The organism is Ruegeria sp. (assembly GCF_965221235.1).
Taxonomy (GTDB): domain Bacteria; phylum Pseudomonadota; class Alphaproteobacteria; order Rhodobacterales; family Rhodobacteraceae; genus Ruegeria.
The window spans coordinates 2,257,764-2,277,405 of record NZ_CBDCRS010000004.1 but is presented as its reverse complement, the minus strand read 5'-3'; the positions used below and the strand labels follow the sequence as shown (position 1 = coordinate 2,277,405).

20 protein-coding genes, 1 tRNA gene and 1 pseudogene are annotated in these 19,642 nt (G+C 54.8%); 6 read left to right on the top strand and 16 right to left on the bottom strand.

Annotation, left to right across the window (positions count from 1 at the left end):
* Window positions 1-156 precede the first annotated feature (156 nt).
* The 4 genes and pseudogenes from ACOQOY_RS14620 to ACOQOY_RS14605 form a co-directional block, all read right to left on the bottom strand.
* Window positions 157-498: a hypothetical protein gene (locus ACOQOY_RS14620; RefSeq protein WP_420586110.1), complete on the bottom strand. Its 342-nt coding sequence runs from the start codon at window positions 496-498 to the stop codon at window positions 157-159.
* A gap of 145 nt (window positions 499-643) precedes the next feature.
* Entirely contained in the window at window positions 644-1,237 is a 594-nt protein-coding gene (locus ACOQOY_RS14615) for a hypothetical protein (protein WP_420586109.1), read from the bottom strand.
* Window positions 1,238-1,273: 36 nt separating this feature from the next.
* Window positions 1,274-1,438: pseudogene (locus ACOQOY_RS14610) on the bottom strand (phage minor head protein); the annotation flags it as partial.
* Between the two features lie 548 nt (window positions 1,439-1,986).
* Window positions 1,987-2,898 carry an EamA family transporter gene (locus ACOQOY_RS14605; protein ID WP_420586108.1) on the bottom strand — a complete coding sequence of 304 codons (912 nt, stop codon included), beginning with the start codon at window positions 2,896-2,898 and terminating at the stop codon, window positions 1,987-1,989.
* A 241-nt stretch (window positions 2,899-3,139) separates the two neighbouring features.
* Between ACOQOY_RS14605 and ACOQOY_RS14600 the strand changes: the two genes are divergently transcribed.
* Window positions 3,140-3,772 carry a tyrosine-type recombinase/integrase gene (locus ACOQOY_RS14600; protein WP_420586107.1) on the top strand — a complete coding sequence of 211 codons (633 nt, stop codon included), beginning with the start codon at window positions 3,140-3,142 and terminating at the stop codon, window positions 3,770-3,772.
* A gap of 432 nt (window positions 3,773-4,204) precedes the next feature.
* On the opposite strand, the gene ACOQOY_RS14595 is transcribed toward ACOQOY_RS14600, so the two are convergent.
* Window positions 4,205-4,375 (bottom strand): winged helix-turn-helix transcriptional regulator, encoded by a 171-nt coding sequence (locus ACOQOY_RS14595; RefSeq protein ID WP_420586106.1) that lies wholly within the window; start codon window positions 4,373-4,375, stop codon window positions 4,205-4,207.
* A 104-nt stretch (window positions 4,376-4,479) separates the two neighbouring features.
* Here ACOQOY_RS14595 and ACOQOY_RS14590 point away from each other — a divergent pair, with 104 nt between their 5' ends.
* Window positions 4,480-5,178, top strand: a complete 699-nt coding sequence (locus ACOQOY_RS14590; RefSeq protein WP_420586105.1) for a GntR family transcriptional regulator — start codon at window positions 4,480-4,482, stop codon at window positions 5,176-5,178.
* Between the two features lie 229 nt (window positions 5,179-5,407).
* Complete coding sequence (locus ACOQOY_RS14585; RefSeq protein ID WP_420586104.1) at window positions 5,408-6,355, top strand: LysR family transcriptional regulator; 948 nt, start codon at window positions 5,408-5,410, stop codon at window positions 6,353-6,355.
* Between the two features lie 2 nt (window positions 6,356-6,357).
* Here ACOQOY_RS14585 and ACOQOY_RS14580 read toward each other — a convergent pair whose 3' ends face one another.
* The 11 genes from ACOQOY_RS14580 to ACOQOY_RS14530 form a co-directional block, all read right to left on the bottom strand.
* Window positions 6,358-7,707 carry an NAD(P)/FAD-dependent oxidoreductase gene (locus ACOQOY_RS14580; RefSeq protein WP_420586103.1) on the bottom strand — a complete coding sequence of 450 codons (1,350 nt, stop codon included), beginning with the start codon at window positions 7,705-7,707 and terminating at the stop codon, window positions 6,358-6,360.
* Complete coding sequence (locus ACOQOY_RS14575) at window positions 7,704-8,471, bottom strand: NAD(P)-binding domain-containing protein (protein ID WP_420586102.1); 768 nt, start codon at window positions 8,469-8,471, stop codon at window positions 7,704-7,706. The genes ACOQOY_RS14580 and ACOQOY_RS14575 overlap by 4 nt, the downstream gene beginning before the upstream one ends.
* Window positions 8,471-9,979 (bottom strand): aldehyde dehydrogenase, encoded by a 1,509-nt coding sequence (locus ACOQOY_RS14570; protein ID WP_420586101.1) that lies wholly within the window; start codon window positions 9,977-9,979, stop codon window positions 8,471-8,473. The genes ACOQOY_RS14575 and ACOQOY_RS14570 overlap by 1 nt, the downstream gene beginning before the upstream one ends.
* A 3-nt stretch (window positions 9,980-9,982) precedes the next feature.
* A complete protein-coding gene (locus ACOQOY_RS14565) occupies window positions 9,983-10,900 on the bottom strand; it encodes a dihydrodipicolinate synthase family protein (RefSeq protein ID WP_420586100.1) in 918 nt (305 codons plus the stop codon).
* A 75-nt stretch (window positions 10,901-10,975) separates the two neighbouring features.
* Window positions 10,976-12,274 carry a TRAP transporter large permease gene (locus tag ACOQOY_RS14560; RefSeq protein ID WP_420586099.1) on the bottom strand — a complete coding sequence of 433 codons (1,299 nt, stop codon included), beginning with the start codon at window positions 12,272-12,274 and terminating at the stop codon, window positions 10,976-10,978.
* A 2-nt stretch (window positions 12,275-12,276) separates the two neighbouring features.
* The gene (locus ACOQOY_RS14555; RefSeq protein WP_420586098.1) at window positions 12,277-12,801 is read right to left on the bottom strand and encodes a TRAP transporter small permease; all 525 of its coding nucleotides are present in this window, start codon (window positions 12,799-12,801) and stop codon (window positions 12,277-12,279) included.
* Window positions 12,802-12,890: 89 nt separating this feature from the next.
* Window positions 12,891-13,901, bottom strand: a complete 1,011-nt coding sequence (dctP, locus tag ACOQOY_RS14550; RefSeq protein ID WP_420586097.1) for a TRAP transporter substrate-binding protein DctP — start codon at window positions 13,899-13,901, stop codon at window positions 12,891-12,893.
* A gap of 909 nt (window positions 13,902-14,810) precedes the next feature.
* Window positions 14,811-14,887 (bottom strand) — tRNA-Arg (locus tag ACOQOY_RS14545).
* A 64-nt stretch (window positions 14,888-14,951) separates the two neighbouring features.
* The gene (locus ACOQOY_RS14540; RefSeq protein WP_420586096.1) at window positions 14,952-16,334 is read right to left on the bottom strand and encodes a sensor histidine kinase; all 1,383 of its coding nucleotides are present in this window, start codon (window positions 16,332-16,334) and stop codon (window positions 14,952-14,954) included.
* Between the two features lie 18 nt (window positions 16,335-16,352).
* Window positions 16,353-17,771: a dihydrolipoyl dehydrogenase family protein gene (locus ACOQOY_RS14535; protein ID WP_420586095.1), complete on the bottom strand. Its 1,419-nt coding sequence runs from the start codon at window positions 17,769-17,771 to the stop codon at window positions 16,353-16,355.
* 4 nt (window positions 17,772-17,775) lie between these two features.
* Window positions 17,776-18,507, bottom strand: coding sequence for a TVP38/TMEM64 family protein (locus ACOQOY_RS14530; protein ID WP_420587249.1), 732 nt, complete (start codon window positions 18,505-18,507; stop codon window positions 17,776-17,778).
* Between the two features lie 296 nt (window positions 18,508-18,803).
* On the opposite strand from ACOQOY_RS14530, the gene rpmH reads away from it, so the two are divergent.
* The 3 genes from rpmH to yidD are packed head-to-tail and all read left to right on the top strand — an operon-like array spanning window position 18,804 to window position 19,632.
* A complete protein-coding gene (rpmH, locus tag ACOQOY_RS14525; protein ID WP_005980833.1) occupies window positions 18,804-18,938 on the top strand; it encodes a 50S ribosomal protein L34 in 135 nt (44 codons plus the stop codon).
* 26 nt (window positions 18,939-18,964) lie between these two features.
* Window positions 18,965-19,390, top strand: a complete 426-nt coding sequence (gene rnpA, locus ACOQOY_RS14520; RefSeq protein ID WP_420586094.1) for a ribonuclease P protein component — start codon at window positions 18,965-18,967, stop codon at window positions 19,388-19,390.
* A complete protein-coding gene (yidD, locus tag ACOQOY_RS14515; protein ID WP_420586093.1) occupies window positions 19,387-19,632 on the top strand; it encodes a membrane protein insertion efficiency factor YidD in 246 nt (81 codons plus the stop codon). Before rnpA ends, yidD begins: the two co-directional genes overlap by 4 nt.
* Window positions 19,633-19,642: the final 10 nt, after the last annotated feature.

Below are 19,642 nucleotides of genomic sequence, written 5' to 3'. Positions count from 1 at the left end.
TGCTGCGTGAAGTCAGAAGGTTGGCTTTGTTGCATCCTATGCCTGATCGCGCTGGATTTGGTCGCGCGCGATCAATTCCGCATGAGGCGGCAAATGGCACACGACCACCGAGCGGAATATAGCAGCGGCGAAAAACGAGGCCGGGGCGGTTGCGGCCTAGAGATTACCTGTTCCGATTGTTATCCATCGCGTTCGACATGTTTGATTGGCATATTCCGGTCGTCTTTGCAGTTCTATCATCACGACATGAGAACCTACGATATCGATACCCTTGTTGCCCATCGGTGCGCCAGCTTCGGAAACGAGCTTATCATAGAGCGAAAGGTTTTCTCGCTTTAGGACCAACCCAGTGTCTTCACGCCATGCGAACCAGAAATCATCTTCAGGATCGGCTTCTAGCGCGAGCCCGTGAACTGTTGTTTCTGTGGTAAAGAACGGCCATGCGTCTCCGGGTAGTAGCGACCTTCCGTTTCCGAAATTTGGGACAATATCGGGCATGAAATATGGCCTGTTAAGATCGATCAGGGCTTGCTTTCCGATATTCAAACCGTTCGGAAGCTGAACGCAGCGTGTTGGGACCCCCCAAAAGAAGGCGATTGCAAAAATTGCGACACATATTCCGGTAACGAAAAGGGCGCAGAATTTATCCATAGGCACTTCGCGCAGGGTCTAGGTAGATTTGTCCTCTCAGGGTTCCCGACCAATCGTCAGTTATTGAATTTGTTTCACCAGTTTGAATCCCGAGCCGTTGAGGCCCATGCGGTAGAAGGCCGGTGCGGCCTCTAAGGTAGTTATCTAGCGGCCTGTGTATGTTCTCAAAAATCGTCTCGCCTGGATCAATGACCTCAACGCCTATGTCAGCCGGATCAGAAAATTCGTCCCTCAGATAGAATTCAAATGAGCCTTCAACAGCCAGCACACCATGCTGTTCTTCGACATTCACTAAAAATCCACCGCCGATCACTGTATCACCAATACTGAAAACGACACCTGTCATTCCATAGGTGTTGTAAAACGTATCAGAGAAACGGCCATCGCGCTTCTCGCGAGCTGCCCTCGCAACCTGGTCTTTCAGTTTTTTATTCACCAAAGGCATGTATTGACTGGCGATTGCGGAAAGGTGGCCGGTCTCGCGTACAGTAACGCCGCGTCCGTTTCGACGGTAGTAGTGGCGGACAAAGTCCCGGCTGCTCCAGGCTTCGTCGGGACCTGAGACACCCTGCAATGTGATTTCCATGAACTCGGAAGCCTCAAGTATATACGGTTCCGCCGCGCAACGGCACCCGTAGTCTTCTCCAGGGTGTCCACCCTCTGGTGGATCGTCCCATGAAAAAATCTGGCCTTCGCGTTCGGCATGTGATGACCGAACCTTGCCATCGCGCTGCGTCCGCCAAATGTAATGATCCGTAGGCTTGGTGTTTTTCGTCTCAAAACGGATTGGAATTCCCTTGCGCAGTTATTGCACAAAAGCTTCCCGATACTCTTGGGGATCAATCAGGGTCATATCGCACGCAAAGCCTCTTGTTGAACACATGTTTGTGCCATTAAGTGCTTTAGAAATGGTTAACTATGAATGCGCTGGTCACGAGTTCGTTGCTCAACCGCCTAAGGCGCCAACATGTATGCAACGGTTCCCTTGATTCACGCTTTTCGAACTGAACAGCTACGCTAGCCATAGCTCCATGCCACTACTTTTGTGGTTAATAGCTGTCTAGGCCTTCTGTTTTACACTGGTATTGATTGTACATTGAAGCGGACTTTTAAAGTGAATGATCGAACGGCAGCAAAGTCCGCATAACTGCCGTTGGTCGTGCCGGGACAAGCTGCATGCCCGACAGATGTCAGCGGACGACTGCTATGAGCCTAAGGCAGTCATAGTGATTTTGTGCTGCGCGCGCACGCAGCGGGAAAATTGCTGCGGCTGCGTGGTTCTCGGTGCTGCTAGGCTCGGAAAAACCTGCCATTCGTTCGTGACGAAGCAAGCACTTAAAGGGCGAGGATAAAACCGCGGACCTTGCTGCCTTTGACTTGGAAAGGGTGAATGTCCGCTTTGCGGTCTCGGCTGACACGCAACAAAGCAGTCCCGCTGAGGGTCACAAAGACCGACAACACCTTTCTAAGGTCCATCTCCTCTTTCAGGAAGGCCACCCCAAATAGCAGAGCATAGACAATGCTTGCTTCCCGAACGGCTGCGACAAGTGCGAGCGGAGCTTGTGTGCTTGCCCACAAAACGATCCAGTATGCTGCAAGCGAGATAATCGCGGACAATGCACCCATCTTCCAAACGCGCTTCGCTTGTGGGACGAGTTCACGACGACGAAGTGCTGTAGCAATTAGAATAATTGGAGTACCGTTAAAGGCGTTGAGCCAGAGGATATAGCTGAGCGCGTCCTGTGAAAGACGTGCTCCTGCGCCTTCCGCAACCGTGTAGCCTGCAATAAAGCAGCCCGTAGCAGGCGCAGCGCCGATAGCTTTGGGTTGGCCAGTCGCTCCCTTTTCGCTGAAAACAAGGCTCATTATCCCACAAGAGATGAGCAGGAGAGCAATACTGGCCTGAAATTCGAGCGTCGCGCCAAGCACGACGACCGCAATCCCGGCAAACAGCAGTGGGGCCGCTCCCCGAGAGATTGGATAGACTTGGCTCAGATCACCGAACCGGTAGGAAATCGTCAGAAAGAGAAAGTAGGCGGTATGAATGGCAACAGAGGCGGCAATGTATGGCCAAGCTTCGACCGGGGGTGTCGATATGAATGGGATCGAAGCGACTGCAAATATCGTCGTTTTGATCTTGAGGACAGTTAGCAGAACAAGTCTATCCACGCTCACTTTGACCAAAGCATTCCACCTGGCGTGCAATAGTGCCGCACAAAGAACCGCAAAGAACACTCCAATCGACATACTCAGACCTCCACTTCGGTGTTTTGCCAATGCGCTGCTTCGGTTTCAAATTTAGGACACGGAAGCTGCCGTTGGCCGCGGAGCGGTATTTTCGTAGGTATGGACTCAGACGGCCCAATACGTCTGTGGCGCTTCTCAACGAACAGACAATCGGACAACGGCCATTCAAACCAACAGTAATGTTCAGCTGTCAGCGCGGTGCTTATGTCTGGGCTTGGCGGGGGGGATTGGAGGCCCCAATATGCCAAGAGTTCAACTTCCCGCGGTCACCCCAAGAAGAAGAGCCTGGAACAAAGGCCGGATTATCGGGCAGAAGAGGCCGCTGTTGCCAAAACAAGTGTGGGCAATCCGCGCGCGGGTCGAATTGGCCAGGAATCTGCGTGATCTCGCGCTGTTCAACGTGGCAATTGATTGCAAGCTTCGCGGATGCGACTTGGTGAAACTTTCCGTCAGCGATTTGGTCAGAGATGACCGCGTTCGCGAGAGAGTGTCTGTGATCCAGAGCAAAACCCGGCGACCCGTTCAGTTCGAACTCTCTGAAAACACGCGGGATACCATCGCCGCATGGATCAAATCGCCAGAAATGATGGGCTGCCGCTTCATGTTTCCGAGCCGGTTTCATGACCGCCCGCATATCTCGACCCGGCAGTATGGCCGACTTGTGCGAGATTGGGTGGCTGCGATTGGGTTGGAACCGAGCGGCTACGGTACCCATTCGCTGCGCCGGACCAAGGCGGCGGAGATCTATCGCAAAACCGGAAATCTCAGGGCGGTTCAACTGTTGCTCGGACACACAAAGGTTGACAGCACAGTCAGATATCTTGGTGTCGAACTTGAAGATGCGTTGAGCATCGCCGAGCAAATCGACATTTGAACCATTTTAGGCGAGCGGCACTTGCCGTTCGCCAATCCAGACCAGACCTAAGGTCGCACCGTAGCAGTGCTTCGGTTCGGGCCCAAACCTCCCAGATCCTGCACTATGAACAAACCGAAGCGATGTTCTGAATACCGACATTGGCCGCTGATAAGGCCAGCCAAAACCGGTCGCTGGCGAACCGTCGAGTGTTTCAGTCGCATCCCGCTTTGCTGCCGTTCGCGGCATGCGCGAGATTGACGTTTCGCTGAATCCACAGTCTGCGTAAAATCACGGCAACTCACTGTATAGAAATATATATCCGGTTTTAGTCAACTTGCCTGCTCGCGGTCGAATTGCAGGCGAAATTCTCTAACTTCATCCTTATGTTCATGCGACCAGAAGACAAGTGGTTTCAGCATCTCAAACAAACTGCGACCGGACGGCATCAATTCATAAGCATAAGCTATCGGGAGGTCCGGGATCGACGGTGCGGGCCAAGTAACTATCACACCGCAATCCTCGAAGGTTCTCAGTAAGCACGCTTTGTGTGACATCCCCAATGCAGCGTTTGAGCTCACCAAATCGTTTTGGCTTATTCTCCTGCACGAGAATGATGATCATTCTCGCTCTGACCGGGTCTTTGACAATATTTAGATATCTGACAACAATAAAATTTCCTGACAAATCTGGGAATTTTATTGGAGTCCCTGTAACGTGCAATTCTAATGACGACACCTGCTAAACAACGCAAGAAGACTTGCTATGGCGAAATAAGATCAGCCGTGTTGACCGGAGCTATGAGCCCTGGTTCCGATCTCGATGAAACAACGTTGTCAGAGAAATTTGAACTTTCCAGAACCTCATTTCGAGAGGTCGTTTCGCAGTTGGCCGGTGAAGGATATCTTGAACTGAGAAGCAACCGAGGTGCACGAGTTAGTGAAATATCGCCCAAAGCGATGCGAGATTTTTTTCTGACAGCCCCGATGGTCTACCGGGCAGTTTTGAGATTAGCGGTTCGACACGCCACAAAGCCAAAGGTCGCGAAACTGAAACAGACCCAAGAGGCTTTCAAGTCCGCGCTCCGCTCTGGAACTCTCTCAGACCGGGCTTTGGCCAACAACCAATTTCATGAGACCGCGGGCAAAATGGCTGGCAACGTTTACCTGCTATCAGCGTTCAATCGTTTGCTCATTGATCACACTCGGATCAGCATGGGGCTTCATAGATCACAAGACGACCATTTGGCGAAATATCTTTCTCAAACCAGCGCCCAGAACGACGCAATCATCGCGGCCATCGAAGCCGGTGATGAAGAGGAAGCAGATCAGCTGGCCGTCCGCTATTGGAACTTTTCACGCGATCAGATTGAGCGTTTTTTCATGCCGCCCGAGTTGAGCATTCCGCTAGGAACAATAACCCGCTAGTTCCCATTCGCGCATAGAGCGCTTGCGCCTTTGTGTGTCTGTAACCCACCAATCAACTGAACCGGTACCTGTGTGGATGGCTGTCAGGTTCGCGTGACCACCGTGCGCAGATCTCGTTGCATGATCTGAGATCACCCTTCCAGCGGTGACGAAAAGTTGGTCAAGGATCATGTGACATTTGCCAGAATGCAGAGTATCTGTGGGCGCGCCAAAAAAAACAGGAGACCAAATGAAGAATTGGTCGCGCCGACATCTGCCTTCTTTGAATTCATTCGCAACCTTTGAGGTCGCTGCGAAACATCTTAGCTTCACCAATGCAGCGTCCGAACTGAATGTAACGCAGGCAGCGGTGAGCCAGCAAGTCAAGTATCTTGAACGCGCCCTTGGAAAACCATTGTTTCTACGCCAGCACAAAGCGTTGGAACTTACGCTCGAGGGGCGTCAATTGCTTGGCGCGATATCCAGTGGATTGGATTCAATCAGTCAAGCTGTTGCAGAAGTTCAAGGTTCAGCTGAATCGCTGACAATTACTTGCTCTGCAACTGTGGCTGTTGCCACGCATTGGTTGAAACCCATTACTGATCTCTATGCAAAATCCAATCCGAGCATTCGCTTTTCGATCCTTGCGTCGGATGAAGACGACACCCTTCGGAACTTTAAAGAAGTCGACGTTGCATTCGTGTGTGGAAACGAACGATTTGGAGTTGGTGAAAATGTTCATTACCTTTTTCCGGAGGTCGTAAAACCAGTTTGCAGCCCGGGTTTCGCGAGAGACAATAATCTCAATAGTATCGAAGAAATCGCTCAATCTAACCTGCTGCATCTGCACCAGAAACATTGGAATTCCGCAGCAATCGGTTGGCAACCGATCAATTGGCCCGATTGGTTCGCGAAATCGAATTACTTTCGAGAGCTCCCTGCGCCGGGCTTCGTGAGCAACAATTATTGCATGCTCATTGATGCCGCGATCCGAGGCGAGGGCGTGGTCCTCGGGTGGCAACACATCGTGCACACAAGCCTTGTGAACAACGATCTATGCGTGGCAAATGACACGGCCTTAAGGCTCGAGCGCGGGAATTACATAAAAGTAAGCAACTCAGGTAAATCCGGAAGGCACGCCGCAGATTTCGCAGACTTTATCCTAGATTTTCACAAAGACTGGGATGTGTGGGATTGAGCTCATTCTTCGCGCGCCTGAAACTCTTTCCATCGCAAGTACGTGTTCGCGCCCCAGGTCGAAAATGGGCGCGGCGGTAGGCGTTTGGGCTCTTCGTCACGGGCAAAATAATCCGAGATGACACTCGATTGACCACAGGCCAGCTCAGCCGCAGCAATTCCGGTCAAAGTACCGCGCGTCGTGCCAAGCCCGTTTTGGCAACAGGCGGCGAATATTCCCTGTTCAATTTCGCCTGTGACGGACACTGAGTTTTGGGACAGGCAAAGTTGGCCTGCCCAGCTGAATTCCATCTGAATTCCCGCAAGGTTAGGAAAGCGGTCGTCAAACTTTCTTTGCAGGACTTCTTGTGCATGAGCCATCTTCCGCTGCGATGCCTGCATATTGGGACGAAACTCGGCGCAATTTCGCAAGGCGATCCGATTGCCGCCATGTCCGGTATCAATGCGGCGTACCGTGGTTCCCATTGGATCCGACGGGGTAATGCCCCATCTGGATCGACCACCGAGCGAGCGCACTTCATCAACCGTCAGTTCCCGCGTCATCGCGGCAAACAAAAAAACATGCATCAAACGGCCGCGTTTGAAACCAAAGCTCTCAAGATGGCCGTTACAGGCCATGATGATGCGTTCTGTTTTTACAGAGCCTCGGGCCGTTTTAACGCACCACCCCGAGCCGTCTTGCGTCATTTCGACAACGGGTGAGTTCTCATACAGCTTGAGGTGTCGGGACAGACCATCAGCCAGGCCGCAAACAAATCCGGCGGGCTGCAACATCACGGTCCCGGGTGTATACAAACCCGAGATATAATAGTCAGAACCGGTGATGTCTTTCATCTGCTGCTGATCGAGACACTCGTAACTCTCGTTCAGTGACCGAAGATGATCGGCATAGCTGAGATTTGCATTCTTGCTTTTTTCTGTCGCCGCGCCGTTGATTTTACCCGCAGGATCAAAAAAATTCGGATCGATTCCGTATTCTTCAACGGCCGCATCCGCAAATTGAATAGCTTGGCGGTTAAGCTCGATCAGGTCACGGTCTTTCGAGGTTTCCTCGCCAGCATAGTTTTCGGACGTCAATTCGTGCGGAAGGTCAATCATAAAGCCCGAATTACGCCCGGATGCGGCCGCGCCTATTTCCCCAGCCTCCAGCAAGACAACTTTCGACTGAGGTTCTAGCTCGATCAACCGGCGACAGGCTGCCAGCCCCGCGAAACCGCCACCCACCACAACGAAATCTGCGCTCAGATCAGTATCCAACGGCGCGTTCGGCGCGCGATACGGTAGAAGTTCTTTCCACGCGGCCTTTCCCCTGTGTACGGGGACGCGTTTCGCCGAATAGCTTGCCGCCTTCATTTTGATGTGAGCCTCATTTGATCAGCAAACTGATCTAGTGTTGCAACGATAGTCTCTTCGACACCCAAATCCCTAAGCGACTTGGTCAATCTGCTATTCATGCCGCCTTCGATGGACAGGCCTGCTTTCAGAGCTTCGAAGTTCATCTGGGGATCAAGTTCCAACGTCTTGAAGTAGCTTGCAAACAACGCCGACATGTATCTTTCGGCTTCGGGTTTATCACCAGTTGCCGCAGCCAGCCAATTTGCCGCGACATCTATTTGCGTCATGATTGGCAACAGCATCGCTGTCGCTGCAAAATGCGCATTCAGGGCGTCCTCAGATGGGGCGAATTGAAGCTGAGCCGATTTACCAAAGAGTGACACAATCGCGTCACTATGCGGATAAGCAACGATCGGGCTTACACCCGATGGCAATGACGGCAGTGGGATCATGATGGCCAGATCTGTGGCGGGCGCACATGAATGGGTCAATTCCTGTAAGGAAAACCCCGCCATGACTGAGATCACGGTCTGATCTTCCCGAAACGTCAGATCAGGCAGAACATCACGTGCCACATCAGCGGGCAGGCAAAGGATAACAATATCCGAACCTGCCACGACCCCTGCATTGTCAGCAACCGAAACACTGTCATAGGTCGCCGCCAACGCCTGAGCACGACTCTGAGATCGCTCTGAGACGAGCAGGCTATGATCCTGCTCTCCCAGTGCCTGTACCATCGCCGAAGCGATGGCACCGGTTCCAACAAAGCCGACCCGAGCCATTAGTCCACCGAACTATCGGAATCGTCACTTAGATCCAGCCAGATCGTTTTCAGCTGAGTGTATTGGTCATGTGCATGGATACCATTGTCCCGCCCGCCAAAACCGGATTGCTTATAGCCCCCGAACGGCGTCGAGATGTCACCTTCACCAAAGCTGTTCACCGTCACCGTTCCGGCCCGCAGCGCGCGGGCACCGCGAAGGGCACGCTTTGTGTTGGCCGTAAAGATCGAAGCCGCTAGACCATATTCTGTGTCGTTGGCAATCGAGATCGCCTCTTCGAAGCTGGACACCGCAATGACCGACAGAACTGGTCCAAAGATCTCTTCGCGTGCCAGAAGATGATCATTGCTTTCCACGTCGACAATCGTCGGCTCAACGAAAGCACCATCACTGTCTTTACCACCCAAGACGATATCGGACTTCTTGGCTTGCTTCAGATAGCTGCACACCTTGTCGAAATGCGCCTTGGAAACCAGGGCACCGACACGAACGGACGGATCAAGCGGATTGCCTACATTCCAAAGGCGTGCATGTGTTTTGACCTTTTCAAGCAACGCATCCTTGATGTCATGGTGCACAATCAGACGTGAGGCAGCAGAGCAGTTTTCACCCATGTTCCAGAACGCGCCATTCACCACATGTTCTGCGACGGCATCCAGGTTTTCAGCGTCGTCCAGAACGATGCACGGGTTCTTACCGCCCATCTCAAGCACAACCTCTTTGAGGTTGGATTCAGATGAATATCCAAGGAACCGGCGTCCGGTCACGGTTGAGCCGGTGAATGACACCATGTCAACATCCGGGTGACGCCCCAACGGCTCACCCACTTCGCGGCCGCTGCCGGTGACGATATTGAGCACACCTGCCGGCACTCCGGCTTCACTGGCAAGCTCGGCCAGCCGCAGGGCAGTCAGGGATGTTTCCGCAGCTGGTTTGACCACAACAGAACATCCCGCCGCCAGGGCCGGTCCAATTTTCCAGGCCAGCATAAGCAGAGGGAAGTTCCAGGGAAGGACCAAGCCCACGACGCCAACAGGTTCACGCACGACCATCGCGATATGATCATCCGAGGCCGGGGCGACCTGATCATAGATTTTGTCGATCAGTTCTGCGTGCCATTTGATGCAATGGATCGTCTCAGGTACATCGACGGTTTCACAATCGTAGATGGTTTTGCCACTGTCGATGCTTTCCAGAACCGCAAGTTCATGACGATTGCGCGTCATCAGTTTGCACAGGCGGATCAAAACATCCTTACGCTCAGACGGATGCAGCTTTGACCAGCGGCCATCTTCAAAAGATTCACGGGCCTTTTCCACCGCGAAATTGACGTCTTCTTCAGTGCAGGCTGCAATATCGCACAGTTTGACGCCCGTCGCGGGGTTCACTGTTTCAAAGGTATTGCCTGATGTGGAATTGCGAAACCCGCCGTCGATGAACGCACATGTCGGCAATACCAAGTTTGCCGCAATCGCATTGTACTCTTCATGTGTCAAAAGATCGCTCATGGCTCAATTCTCCGCCTTGATACCGGCAATAGTTGTTTTCAAAACGCGGATGACCTGTTCCAGCTCGCGCTTGTCATCCTTGTTCAGCGCTTTCAGCGGTGGCCGCATGCCACCGGTCCGCAATCCGGCCACTTCTGTGCCATGCTTGACGCACTGAATGAATTTGCCACCCTGTTCGAGAACACGCATCAACGGCATCATTGCCTTCATGATCCGGCGGCCCTTGTTAAAATCGCCGTTCAGCGCGCAGGTTTCATACAGGTACACATGCTCTTCCGGCAGGAAGTTCGATCCGGCGCAGATCCAGCTGCGCGCACCCCAGGCAAAGAACTCAAGCGCTTGGTCATCCATCCCGCAAGACATCTGTATGTGAGGGTAATCGCGCGCAAGCAGGTGAACCCGGTTAATATCCCCCGAACTCTCCTTGATCCCGATAACGTTGCGGGACCGGCCCACACGGTTCAGGAATTCTTCGCCCATATGAACGCCCATACGCCCGGGGTAGTTGTAAAGGATGATCGGAAGATCTGCGGCTTGGTCAACGGCAAGCACGTTCAGCGCATTTTCGCGCTCGGTCGGCACCGAGTAAGGCGGCGTTCCCATAAGAAGCGCATCGGCCTTCATCTCTTTGGCCGCCATCGCCAGCGCGATGGAATCCGGTGTACGCATCGATCCGGTTCCCATGATCAGGGGCAGTCGGCCTTTCAGCGCGTTCTTTGTGAAACGGGCAAGTTCGATACGTTCCTCGACGGTTTGGGCGTAGTTCTCACCCGTTGAACCGCCCGAGATGATCCCGTGAACGCCTTTCTCGACAAGATGTTCAACAACATCGGACAGACCATCGAGGTCAAAGGAACCGTCGGCCTTCAAAGGCGTCACGATCGGCGTATAGATTCCTTCGAGTTCGAAACTGAATTTCATAGCAAGTTTCCGTTGCATCAGAGAGTTAAAAAGAGGGGCCGCCGAGGAAGAGGAGAAAAGGCGACCCCTAAGATTTTACGGCAAGAAGCCGAGGAGCCTGGGCAGGAACAACGACAGTGGCGAATAGTAGGTTGTCACCAACATCACTGGCAATGCCGCGAAAGCCATAAAGTAGAGGGCTGGTTTGATGACGTCGGACATCCCAACTCCTCCCACTCGACATGCCATGAAGAGAATTGGAGCCATCGGCGGGCTATTCGCACCGATCACAACGCTGGTTCCAATAATTGCGGCAAAGTGAACTGCATCGACCCCAATTTCTGCCATCACCGGCACCATCAATGGGCTGATGATTGCGATCACGCTCACGTCATCCATGATCATTCCAAGCAGGATCAGGAAGATGTTGACCATCAAAAGGATCAGGATCGGGCTTTCAAACGTACCCAGCAGTACATCGGTTAACTGTTGTGGCACGCGCTCTAGCGTGAAAATCCGGCTTGCCACGAAGGAAAAGACCAGAATGACCATGATGACACCCGTCGTTGTCGCAGCAGCAACAACAGCCTGACCAATCTTTTTGAAGTTCAGTTCGCGATAGACGAACAAACCGACCGGGATCGCGTAGACAACAGCAATGGCTGCGGCTTCGGTTGGCGTGAAGATGCCCCCGTAGATGCCGCCCAAAATGATGACTGGCAGCAGCAGAGCCGGGATAGCCCTCCAACCGGTTTGAGCCGATTCCGCCAGACGTTCCGCAAGCGGAAGCTTTTCGTCATTCCCACCCAGATGCCGTCTTACGTGCACAGTGTTCAGGATCGACAAGACGATCATCAGCAGGATGCCCGGTCCAATCGTGGCAAGGAAACATGCAGCAACGGATTCCCGGGTCACAACGGCGTATAGGATCATAGTGATCGAGGGCGGAATCAACAGGCCCAGCAACGACGAAATACCAAGCATCGCGCTTGTATATGCGCGCGAGTAGCCGTGCTTTTCCATCGGATCAATCATGATCGAACCAATTGAAGCCACGGCTGCCGAGGCCGTGCCCGAGATGGCACCGAAGATGCCGCATGACACGATCATTGATGTGCCCATGCCGGTTTTCGATTTACCCACAACGGCTTCAACGAAATCAACCAGGCGTTTGGCGATGCCGCCTGTCTGCATCAAATAGCCGGTCATAACAAACAAGGGCAATGCCACGAGAATGACCGAGTTGACGGACCAAAAGCCTGTCGTCATCAGCGAAGACACGTCGACATCATAGATAACCGACAAAATCAACGTCATTGCCGCAAAGGAAAAGACAACTGGCACGCCAATCATCATCAGAGCGACAACGGCGATAATAGCGATAAGTGCGCCCATGATCAGGTCTCCACGTCGTAGTGATCGGGGTCGAGGTCTTTGTTCGACTTTCCGGTAATCTCAAGAATGAGGTCCCGGGTCAGGTAGATGACGAACAAAATCGACGCGAAAAACAGGCTGGATTGCGAAACCCACCAAGGGATATTGAAGACCGGCGTCGCCTGGCCTTTTTCTACGCCCCAAGCGAACAGGTCCCAGGACCAGGTGACAAACATAATCGCGACAACAAGCGAAATCGCGGTTGAGACGATTGCAGCTACCCGCCAGACTTTGGGGTTGTTGGACAGAACTTTGACGAAGTCGGCGCTCAGGTGTGATCTCTCACGCGATGCCAGCGCAGCGCCCAGCATGTAGAACCACATGATGCCCAAGAGCATCAGTTCCTCCAGGCCAAAGATCGGTGCTCCCAGCAAGGCACGGCTTACGATCCCGACGGTCAACATCAGTGCAACCGCAAGCCCTACGAAAATGAGAATCGGATGAATGATACGGATCAGAAGCCCGTCGAGTGCGCGTAGAACGCCCATTCGTTTCCCTCCCTATATAGATGGCATGATCCGGTCTCGGACCAAAAAAGGGGCCATGGAAACCCAGAGCCCCTTAGATGAAAGGTCCGTTACTTCGGTGTCGAAGCGTTGGCCCGAACCTGGTCCATGATTTCGGAACCCAAAGCTTCTTCCGCTTGCGGCCAAACTTCGGCGCGCACACGTTCGACCCATGCGAGCTTTTGCTCGGGAGTCGGGACGATGTATTCCATGCCCGCTTCCTGTGCAGCCGCGATCCACTTGTCGTCTTCCGCCTTGGCGTCGACGAACTGCTGGTCGATGAGGGCCTGAGCCGAGGATGCGATGATCTCGCGGTCCTCGTCGTCCATTTCGCTCCAGGTGTCGCCATTCATCAGCAGCGAATAGGATGAGAAGTTGTGCGAAGACTGCACGAAGTAATCCAGCTGATCGCGGAAATACTCGTAGTCCCAATAGATCACGTTCGAGCTGTCGCCATCGACAACACCGGTCTGGATCGAAGTATAAACTTCTGCCCAATCGATCGGGACGGCCTGAAAGCCCATCGCCTGAATGGTTTGCGGCAGCGGGAAGATCGGTTGCGAACGTACTTTCAAACCATCGGCTTCTTCAAAGCTGGTGGCATAACGGCCCTTCGTAGCGATCCCGCCAAAACCTTCGGGGAATGGCCCGAAATACTTCAGCCCGATGTCTTCATAGACCGGCTCGATCACATCGCGGACCCAGCCGTCCTGACCGAAGGATTCGATCGCGTCTTCCCAGCCCATTACCAGATACGGCAGATAGTTCACGCCAATACGCTGATCGTATGACGTCTGCGGCCAAGTGATCATCATATGGACGTTGCCTTTGACCAGTTGGTCGAACAGCTCCTGTTGCCCGCCAAGCTCGCCTTGATAGAAGACATTGACCCGCATCCGACCTTCGGATTTCTCTTCGATCATCGAAGCCCAGTTCTGCATGGCCTTGCCCAGAACAGAATCCCGGTCGCCTGCTTCACTGGTCAGAACAAGCTTGTACTCCTGGTCGCTTGCCTGAACAGCAGATGTAGCGCCCAAAGCTGCAGCGATGGAAAGAAGAGATACGGCGGTGAAATGTTTCATGTGTCCTCCCTGAACGAGTGTTAGAGCTTCGGTTCCTCTTACCGAAATGCGGACATAAGCCTCCAAACCCACCGATCTCCGCAAACGTTAAATTCCAGAGGGGGTGCATAATACAGAACTTATGCAGGGATTGAAAATGATAAAAAACAATAACTTAATTCGCCGTCGCATCATTGGCGCTGGGGGCGGCCTCTGTTTCGCTTCAAAATCGGAAATTGAAGATCGCGGTCAATGGGATGGCGAAAAGGAAAACATTGGCGCGCTTTTGTACCCGGTGACAACGCGCTGCTAGTCTCTTTGCCTCACAAGCGTGCTCCCGGTGCTAATAAGAGAGTGTATTGTCCATTGAGATCAATATGGGCTAACTACATCTACATTTGCCCGAAGTAGCCCAGCAACGAATGACAGCTCTCCGCCCATTATATTGAAAAGCAACGTGTTCTGGCGCAATAAGTAACGCCGCAGCCTGCTCCGCCGCACTTGTTTTGGGGTCAGTTGAATTTGGACAAGCCAAACGCCCCTGGCCATCAGGGGTAAGACGCTGCCCTCCCCCTCGGGCAACCCCATTAGACAGAGCCGTGTCCTCGGCTGTGCCTGCGGGCCGCACCACCCCTGTCGAATAGCATTGCCTCGCCCCCTCCCGCGTTCGCCACGTGGCAGATCAGCAGAAACAGGCAGCTTCGCTGTCTGATCTGCAAATCAGCCCTGATTTCCCAAAAGGGAAGCCAGATCAAACGAAATTCTTAGCGGGAGAATTAAAATGGGAAATTGGGGTCAGTTTGAGACGCAAAGGTCAAATTCAACTGATGTCCAACGTTGGGGGTGCCTTCCGATGTCGAACGCTCACCCCGTTTCTGGTCCAACTGTGACGGTTGGGTCAGGTTCGTGTGACGTTCAACAGGAAACCAGTGGCGGACCGAGGAGGATTCGAACCCCCGACCCCTTGATTCGTAGTCAAGTACTCTATCCAGCTGAGCTATCGGTCCGCGTTGGTGAGGCGGTATGTAGACCCACCTCAGAGGACGTGCAAGTCGATTCTTCAAAAAAATTCTAAAAAGTCACGTCGCCTCTTGGAAGGCGGATTTCAAAGGTTGTTCCTTCGGGCCCGGTCTCGGCCAGAACCAGATCGCCGCCATGTCCGCGGACCAGTTCCTGCGAAATGGCAAGCCCGAGTCCCGAGCCTCCTTTGCGCACCCCGCCCTGAAACGGTGTGAACAGATTCTCGCGCGCCTTGGGTGGCAGGCCTGGGCCTGTGTCCCTGATCTCAACGCACCAGTCGTCCCCATGTACGCATCCGGAAATCGTGATGCGGCCCGGCTTGCCGGATGCCACCAGCGCCTGACGCGCATTGCGCACGAGGTTCATCATGACACGGAAAATCTGTTCCGGGTCCGCGCGTGCCACAAGGTCCTTCGGTACGTCGTTCACAATCTCGACGCAGGCATCGGCCACGGCCAACTTCTCGCTGTCGACAACATCATCTGCGATGTCGCGCATTGGGACCATGGTCAGGGTCGGCGCGGGTTCTTCCGCGCGACCAAAGGCCAGAGTGCTTTCGCACAGGGACACGGCCCGCGTGATGGAATTCACCAGTTTCGGCGCCATACGTCGCACCAGCGGATCATCGCTGGACTCGATCCGGTCGGTGAACAGCTGTGCCGAGGTCAGGATGTTGCGCAGGTCGTGACTGACCTTGGCCACCGCGCCGCCCAGCTGCGCCAGGCGTTCGCGCTGTTTCAGGGCCTGTGTCAGCTCGGTCTGTAGCTGTTGCAGCGCCTCTTCGGCCTCGCGCAGCTCGGACACTTTGGAATTCGGTGAGATGATCCCCCGCGCGTCCTCGGGCGCACCGGCATAGCGCTGCATGTAGCCCACAACGCTTTTGATCGGCTTCACGAGGACCACGCGTACGGCAAGGAACAGGAAAAACGCGGTGATAATCGAGATGACAAAGGACAGGCCCAGAATACGCAGGCCATAGTCTGTCATCGCCATCCGTAGCGGCATACTGTCTATGGTGACTTCGATCAGCAAACCCGCGCCCTTTACCGGCTCACCGATTACACGAATGACCTCGTTTTCCGGTGTGAACAGGCGAGCAATGGCGTCGCGGATCAGGATAATCGGCCCGGCATCGCGCAGATCATAGGTTTTGGTGATCTGTTCTGGGATCGGAGATGACAGCATCAACTGCCGCACCTCATCCCGCCTCAGCACGACGTTATAAACGCCCGCATTTGCCAGCAGCTCGGTCTCAAGGTCTTCGGCCAGCATGTCATCTGCCAGCAAAGCCAATGAGGCGATCTGGGCGCGCTCAAGCCGGTTCAGCAGGAAATCTTCGCGAAACCGCGCAATCGAGGGAACAAAGATCAAAATCTCGGCCAACATTACGAAGACCGTCGTCAGGATCAGAAATCGGCCCGACAGAGAGTTCAATCTGTTCTTCCTTTCTTGTCAGGGTATCCAGCGCTGGACGAACCTGACCACTCGTTTAACTGTCTGATTCTCAAACAGCCTTGGCGTGAAATAGGCACCCGCCACCCGTTTGTTAAGCTCTCCGATCGTCGGATAGGGCGAAACCATCGCGGCGATCTGCCCCATCTTCAGGTTATTGGCCAGCGCCAGCGACCACAAGTTGATCAGTTCCCCCGCCTGATGCCCCACGATTGTAGCGCCCACAGGGCGGCCTTTTACGACCATGACCTTAATGAAGCCTTTCGTCTTGCGCTCTGAGATCGCACGGTCGTTGTGGTGGTAGTCAAACCGAGCGATTTCCAGCTTGTCGCCATGCTGGTCACGAGCTTGCGCCTCGGTCAGGCCGACCTGCGCCAGTTCGGGGTCCGTGTAGGTCGCCCATGGGATATGCGCCGTCCTTGCCTTGGACGGCAGGCCGAACAGAGCCGACCGAATAATTATTCCCGCGTGATACCCGGCGACATGGGTGAATTGCAGCCCTCCGGCCACATCACCGATGGCATAGACCTTTTTATTCGTGGTGCGCAGCGCGTCATCGACCTTGATCCCGGTGCGGGTCGGTTCAATCCCTGCGGCCTGTAGGTTCAAACGGTCGGTATTGGCCTTGCGGCCAGCAGCCAACAGCAGGTGCGAGCCGGTGTAGATCTCACCGTTTTGGGTCACGACCTCGACCAACCCGTTATTGTTGCGGATCTGAGCGACCATGGCGTGTTCGTGGATCGCCACGCCTTCGGCGCGCAGCGTATCCAGCACGATCCCGGCAGCTTCGGGATCATCCTTGCCCAACGCGGTCATGCCTTCGATCACGGTCACTTCACAGCCCAGACGGATATGCGCCTGCGCCATCTCCATCCCGATGGGACCGCCGCCGATGATCAGCAGGTGCTCGGGTTTGTCGCGCAGATCAAAGATGGTCTCATTGGTGAAATAAGCCACTTGATCCAAACCGGGGATCGGCGGCACCAGAGGCGACGATCCAGTCGCAATCACTACCCGGCGCGCGGTGATCAGGTGATCCCCCGCCTGCACCTGCGTCGGAGAGACAAAGCTGCCATATTCCCGGATCACCTTGACGCCGAACCCCTCGAACCGCTCTTGGCTGTCCATCGGCTCGATCTGAGCGATCACGTCATGGACGTGGTCCTTGGCGGCTGCGTAATCCACTTGGGGCACCACATCGGCCACGCCCAGCGCAGCGGCGTGAGATTGCCCATAGGCGGCCTTGCCACTGGCAATCAGCGCCTTGGACGGCACACAGCCAAAGTTCAGGCAATCGCCGCCCATCTTGTGACCTTCCAGCAAGATCACGTCAGCGCCCATCTGGCTGGCCCCGGCCGCAACGGACAAGCCGCCCGACCCGGCCCCGATCACCAGGATATCGGTTTTCAGTTCTTGCATGGGATCAGGCGTCCTTTTTGCCTCTCAGGGCTTTGATAACTATCGGCAATGCGGCCAGCACGCACAAGCCCAGGATGGGACCAATGACAAACGGCTCCCACAGCAGTGAGACATCCGGTGTCTCACCCCGGTCGAACACACCGCCCAAACCTACGCCGATCCAGGTGTAGACAATGCCGCCCGGAATAATGCCCAACGCTGTGGTGATCAGGAAGTTGCGGAACTTCACACCCACCAGCGCAGGCACCAGATTGGCCACAAAAAACGGCACCACCGGCACAAGGCGCAGCAAGAACAGGACCGAGATTTCATTCTCGCGCAGACCGTCCTTGAGCTTTTTGATCGTGCCTTCGGATGATTCCAGCCGCGCGGTCAGGGTTTCGCCCAAGCCCCAGCGTGCCGCCAGAAAGATAGCCGAGGCGCCAATGGTTGCCGCAAAGACGTTGAAGACGGTGCCGGCAAACAGGCCGAACAGAAACCCCCCGGTCATTGAGGCCACTGCGGCCCCCGGCAGCGAAAAGGCCACGATGACGATGTAGACCGCGATAAATATGGCAGCCATCGCCCAGTAATGCGTATCCCGCCACTCTAACAACGCTTCGCGGTTGTCGCGCAGCGTCTCGAAGGTCAGATAGTCACCCAAGGTGAAAAAGCCCACCGCGGCAACGGCGAGAATCACCAGCAAAGGTATATGTCGCGCAAGCCCGTTGCGCGGGGCCTGAGTTGTTTCGCTCATAAGGCTGTCCGGTTTCGTGCGTTTCATTCTGCTCCCAACATGCGCTGTCCGGGGCGTACACAACAGGGGCCTCACGCTGCGTTGATCTTTACGGCAGGGAATGTGAGGGATAAGGCGTCTTAAACCGCCATTTTGAAACCTTTTGTGTGCTGCGGTTACAGAATTGTTGCAAAAGGCGGCAAAACCCCCACCTAGGGGTTTGACTTACCCCCCACTACCCAGTAGAGGACGGGCTTCGAACACTAGGGCCAGGCGAATCCGCGCCGCACCCACCGCTATAGATTGGAGACGGAGCGATGAAACGCACCTATCAGCCTTCGAACCTGGTTCGCAAACGCCGCCACGGTTTCCGCGCGCGCATGGCCACAAAGGCCGGCCGCAAAATCCTGAACGCGCGCCGCGCACGTGGCCGCAAGTCGCTGAGCGCGTAAACCGCTCGACCTGTCAGGTTATGAACATGACGCCGCCGGAGGCCCCTGTGGATGGTAAGAACCAGCCCTGGGATACGCCCCCGGCGGCGTCCGTTTGCGCGCCTGAAACTTTGACGATCCTCAAGAAACGGTCTGATTTCCTGAGCGCAGCGCGCGCGCGGCGTCAGGGGACTGCTTCGATGATGGTACAGGCTCGCAAACGTACCCCGGACGAAGCGTCGGGGATTCGCGTTGGTTTCACCTGCTCTAAGAAAGTCGGCAATGCGGTGGCGCGGAATCGCGCCAAACGGCGTCTGCGCGAAGCGGCGCGGGCCGTGTTGCCCGTTCAGGGGAAGGACGGTTGGGACTACGTCCTGATCGGCCGCGCCGAGGTGACTGCTGCGCGCCCGTTCGACGCTCTGCTGGACGATCTGCGCTATGCCTTGCGCAAAGTGCACGGGCCGCGGAAATGACTCTGCTGTCGCATATCTTTGCCCTGCCCGTTCGGGCCTATCGGCTGGTGTTCAGCCCCTGGGTCGGGTTCAACTGCCGCTATCAACCCACATGCTCGGCCTATGCGCTGGACGCGCTAGAAAAACATGGCGCGATCAAGGGCGCGTGGCTGGCTGCCCGCCGGATCGGGCGCTGCCATCCATGGGGCGGAGACGGCTATGACCCGGTGCCGGACGCACATGACCGGGCGGACACGGATTAGACCCGGCGTC

Bases quoted from the DNA above. Each gene is read 5' to 3' on its own strand.
- ACOQOY_RS14620 (WP_420586110.1), bottom strand. From the start codon at position 498: ATGCCCGATATTGTCCCAAATTTCGGAAACGGAAGGTCGCTACTACCC.
- ACOQOY_RS14615 (WP_420586109.1), bottom strand. From the start codon at position 1,237: ATGGAAATCACATTGCAGGGTGTCTCAGGTCCCGACGAAGCCTGGAGC.
- ACOQOY_RS14605 (WP_420586108.1), bottom strand. From the start codon at position 2,898: ATGTCGATTGGAGTGTTCTTTGCGGTTCTTTGTGCGGCACTATTGCAC.
- ACOQOY_RS14600 (WP_420586107.1), top strand. From the start codon at position 3,140: ATGCCAAGAGTTCAACTTCCCGCGGTCACCCCAAGAAGAAGAGCCTGG.
- ACOQOY_RS14595 (WP_420586106.1), bottom strand. From the start codon at position 4,375: ATGATCATCATTCTCGTGCAGGAGAATAAGCCAAAACGATTTGGTGAG.
- ACOQOY_RS14590 (WP_420586105.1), top strand. From the start codon at position 4,480: ATGACGACACCTGCTAAACAACGCAAGAAGACTTGCTATGGCGAAATA.
- ACOQOY_RS14585 (WP_420586104.1), top strand. From the start codon at position 5,408: ATGAAGAATTGGTCGCGCCGACATCTGCCTTCTTTGAATTCATTCGCA.
- ACOQOY_RS14580 (WP_420586103.1), bottom strand. From the start codon at position 7,707: ATGAAGGCGGCAAGCTATTCGGCGAAACGCGTCCCCGTACACAGGGGA.
- ACOQOY_RS14575 (WP_420586102.1), bottom strand. From the start codon at position 8,471: ATGGCTCGGGTCGGCTTTGTTGGAACCGGTGCCATCGCTTCGGCGATG.
- ACOQOY_RS14570 (WP_420586101.1), bottom strand. From the start codon at position 9,979: ATGAGCGATCTTTTGACACATGAAGAGTACAATGCGATTGCGGCAAAC.
- ACOQOY_RS14565 (WP_420586100.1), bottom strand. From the start codon at position 10,900: ATGAAATTCAGTTTCGAACTCGAAGGAATCTATACGCCGATCGTGACG.
- ACOQOY_RS14560 (WP_420586099.1), bottom strand. From the start codon at position 12,274: ATGGGCGCACTTATCGCTATTATCGCCGTTGTCGCTCTGATGATGATT.
- ACOQOY_RS14555 (WP_420586098.1), bottom strand. From the start codon at position 12,801: ATGGGCGTTCTACGCGCACTCGACGGGCTTCTGATCCGTATCATTCAT.
- dctP (WP_420586097.1), bottom strand. From the start codon at position 13,901: ATGAAACATTTCACCGCCGTATCTCTTCTTTCCATCGCTGCAGCTTTG.
- ACOQOY_RS14535 (WP_420586095.1), bottom strand. From the start codon at position 17,771: ATGCAAGAACTGAAAACCGATATCCTGGTGATCGGGGCCGGGTCGGGC.
- ACOQOY_RS14530 (WP_420587249.1), bottom strand. From the start codon at position 18,507: ATGAGCGAAACAACTCAGGCCCCGCGCAACGGGCTTGCGCGACATATA.
- rpmH (WP_005980833.1), top strand. From the start codon at position 18,804: ATGAAACGCACCTATCAGCCTTCGAACCTGGTTCGCAAACGCCGCCAC.
- rnpA (WP_420586094.1), top strand. From the start codon at position 18,965: ATGACGCCGCCGGAGGCCCCTGTGGATGGTAAGAACCAGCCCTGGGAT.
- yidD (WP_420586093.1), top strand. From the start codon at position 19,387: ATGACTCTGCTGTCGCATATCTTTGCCCTGCCCGTTCGGGCCTATCGG.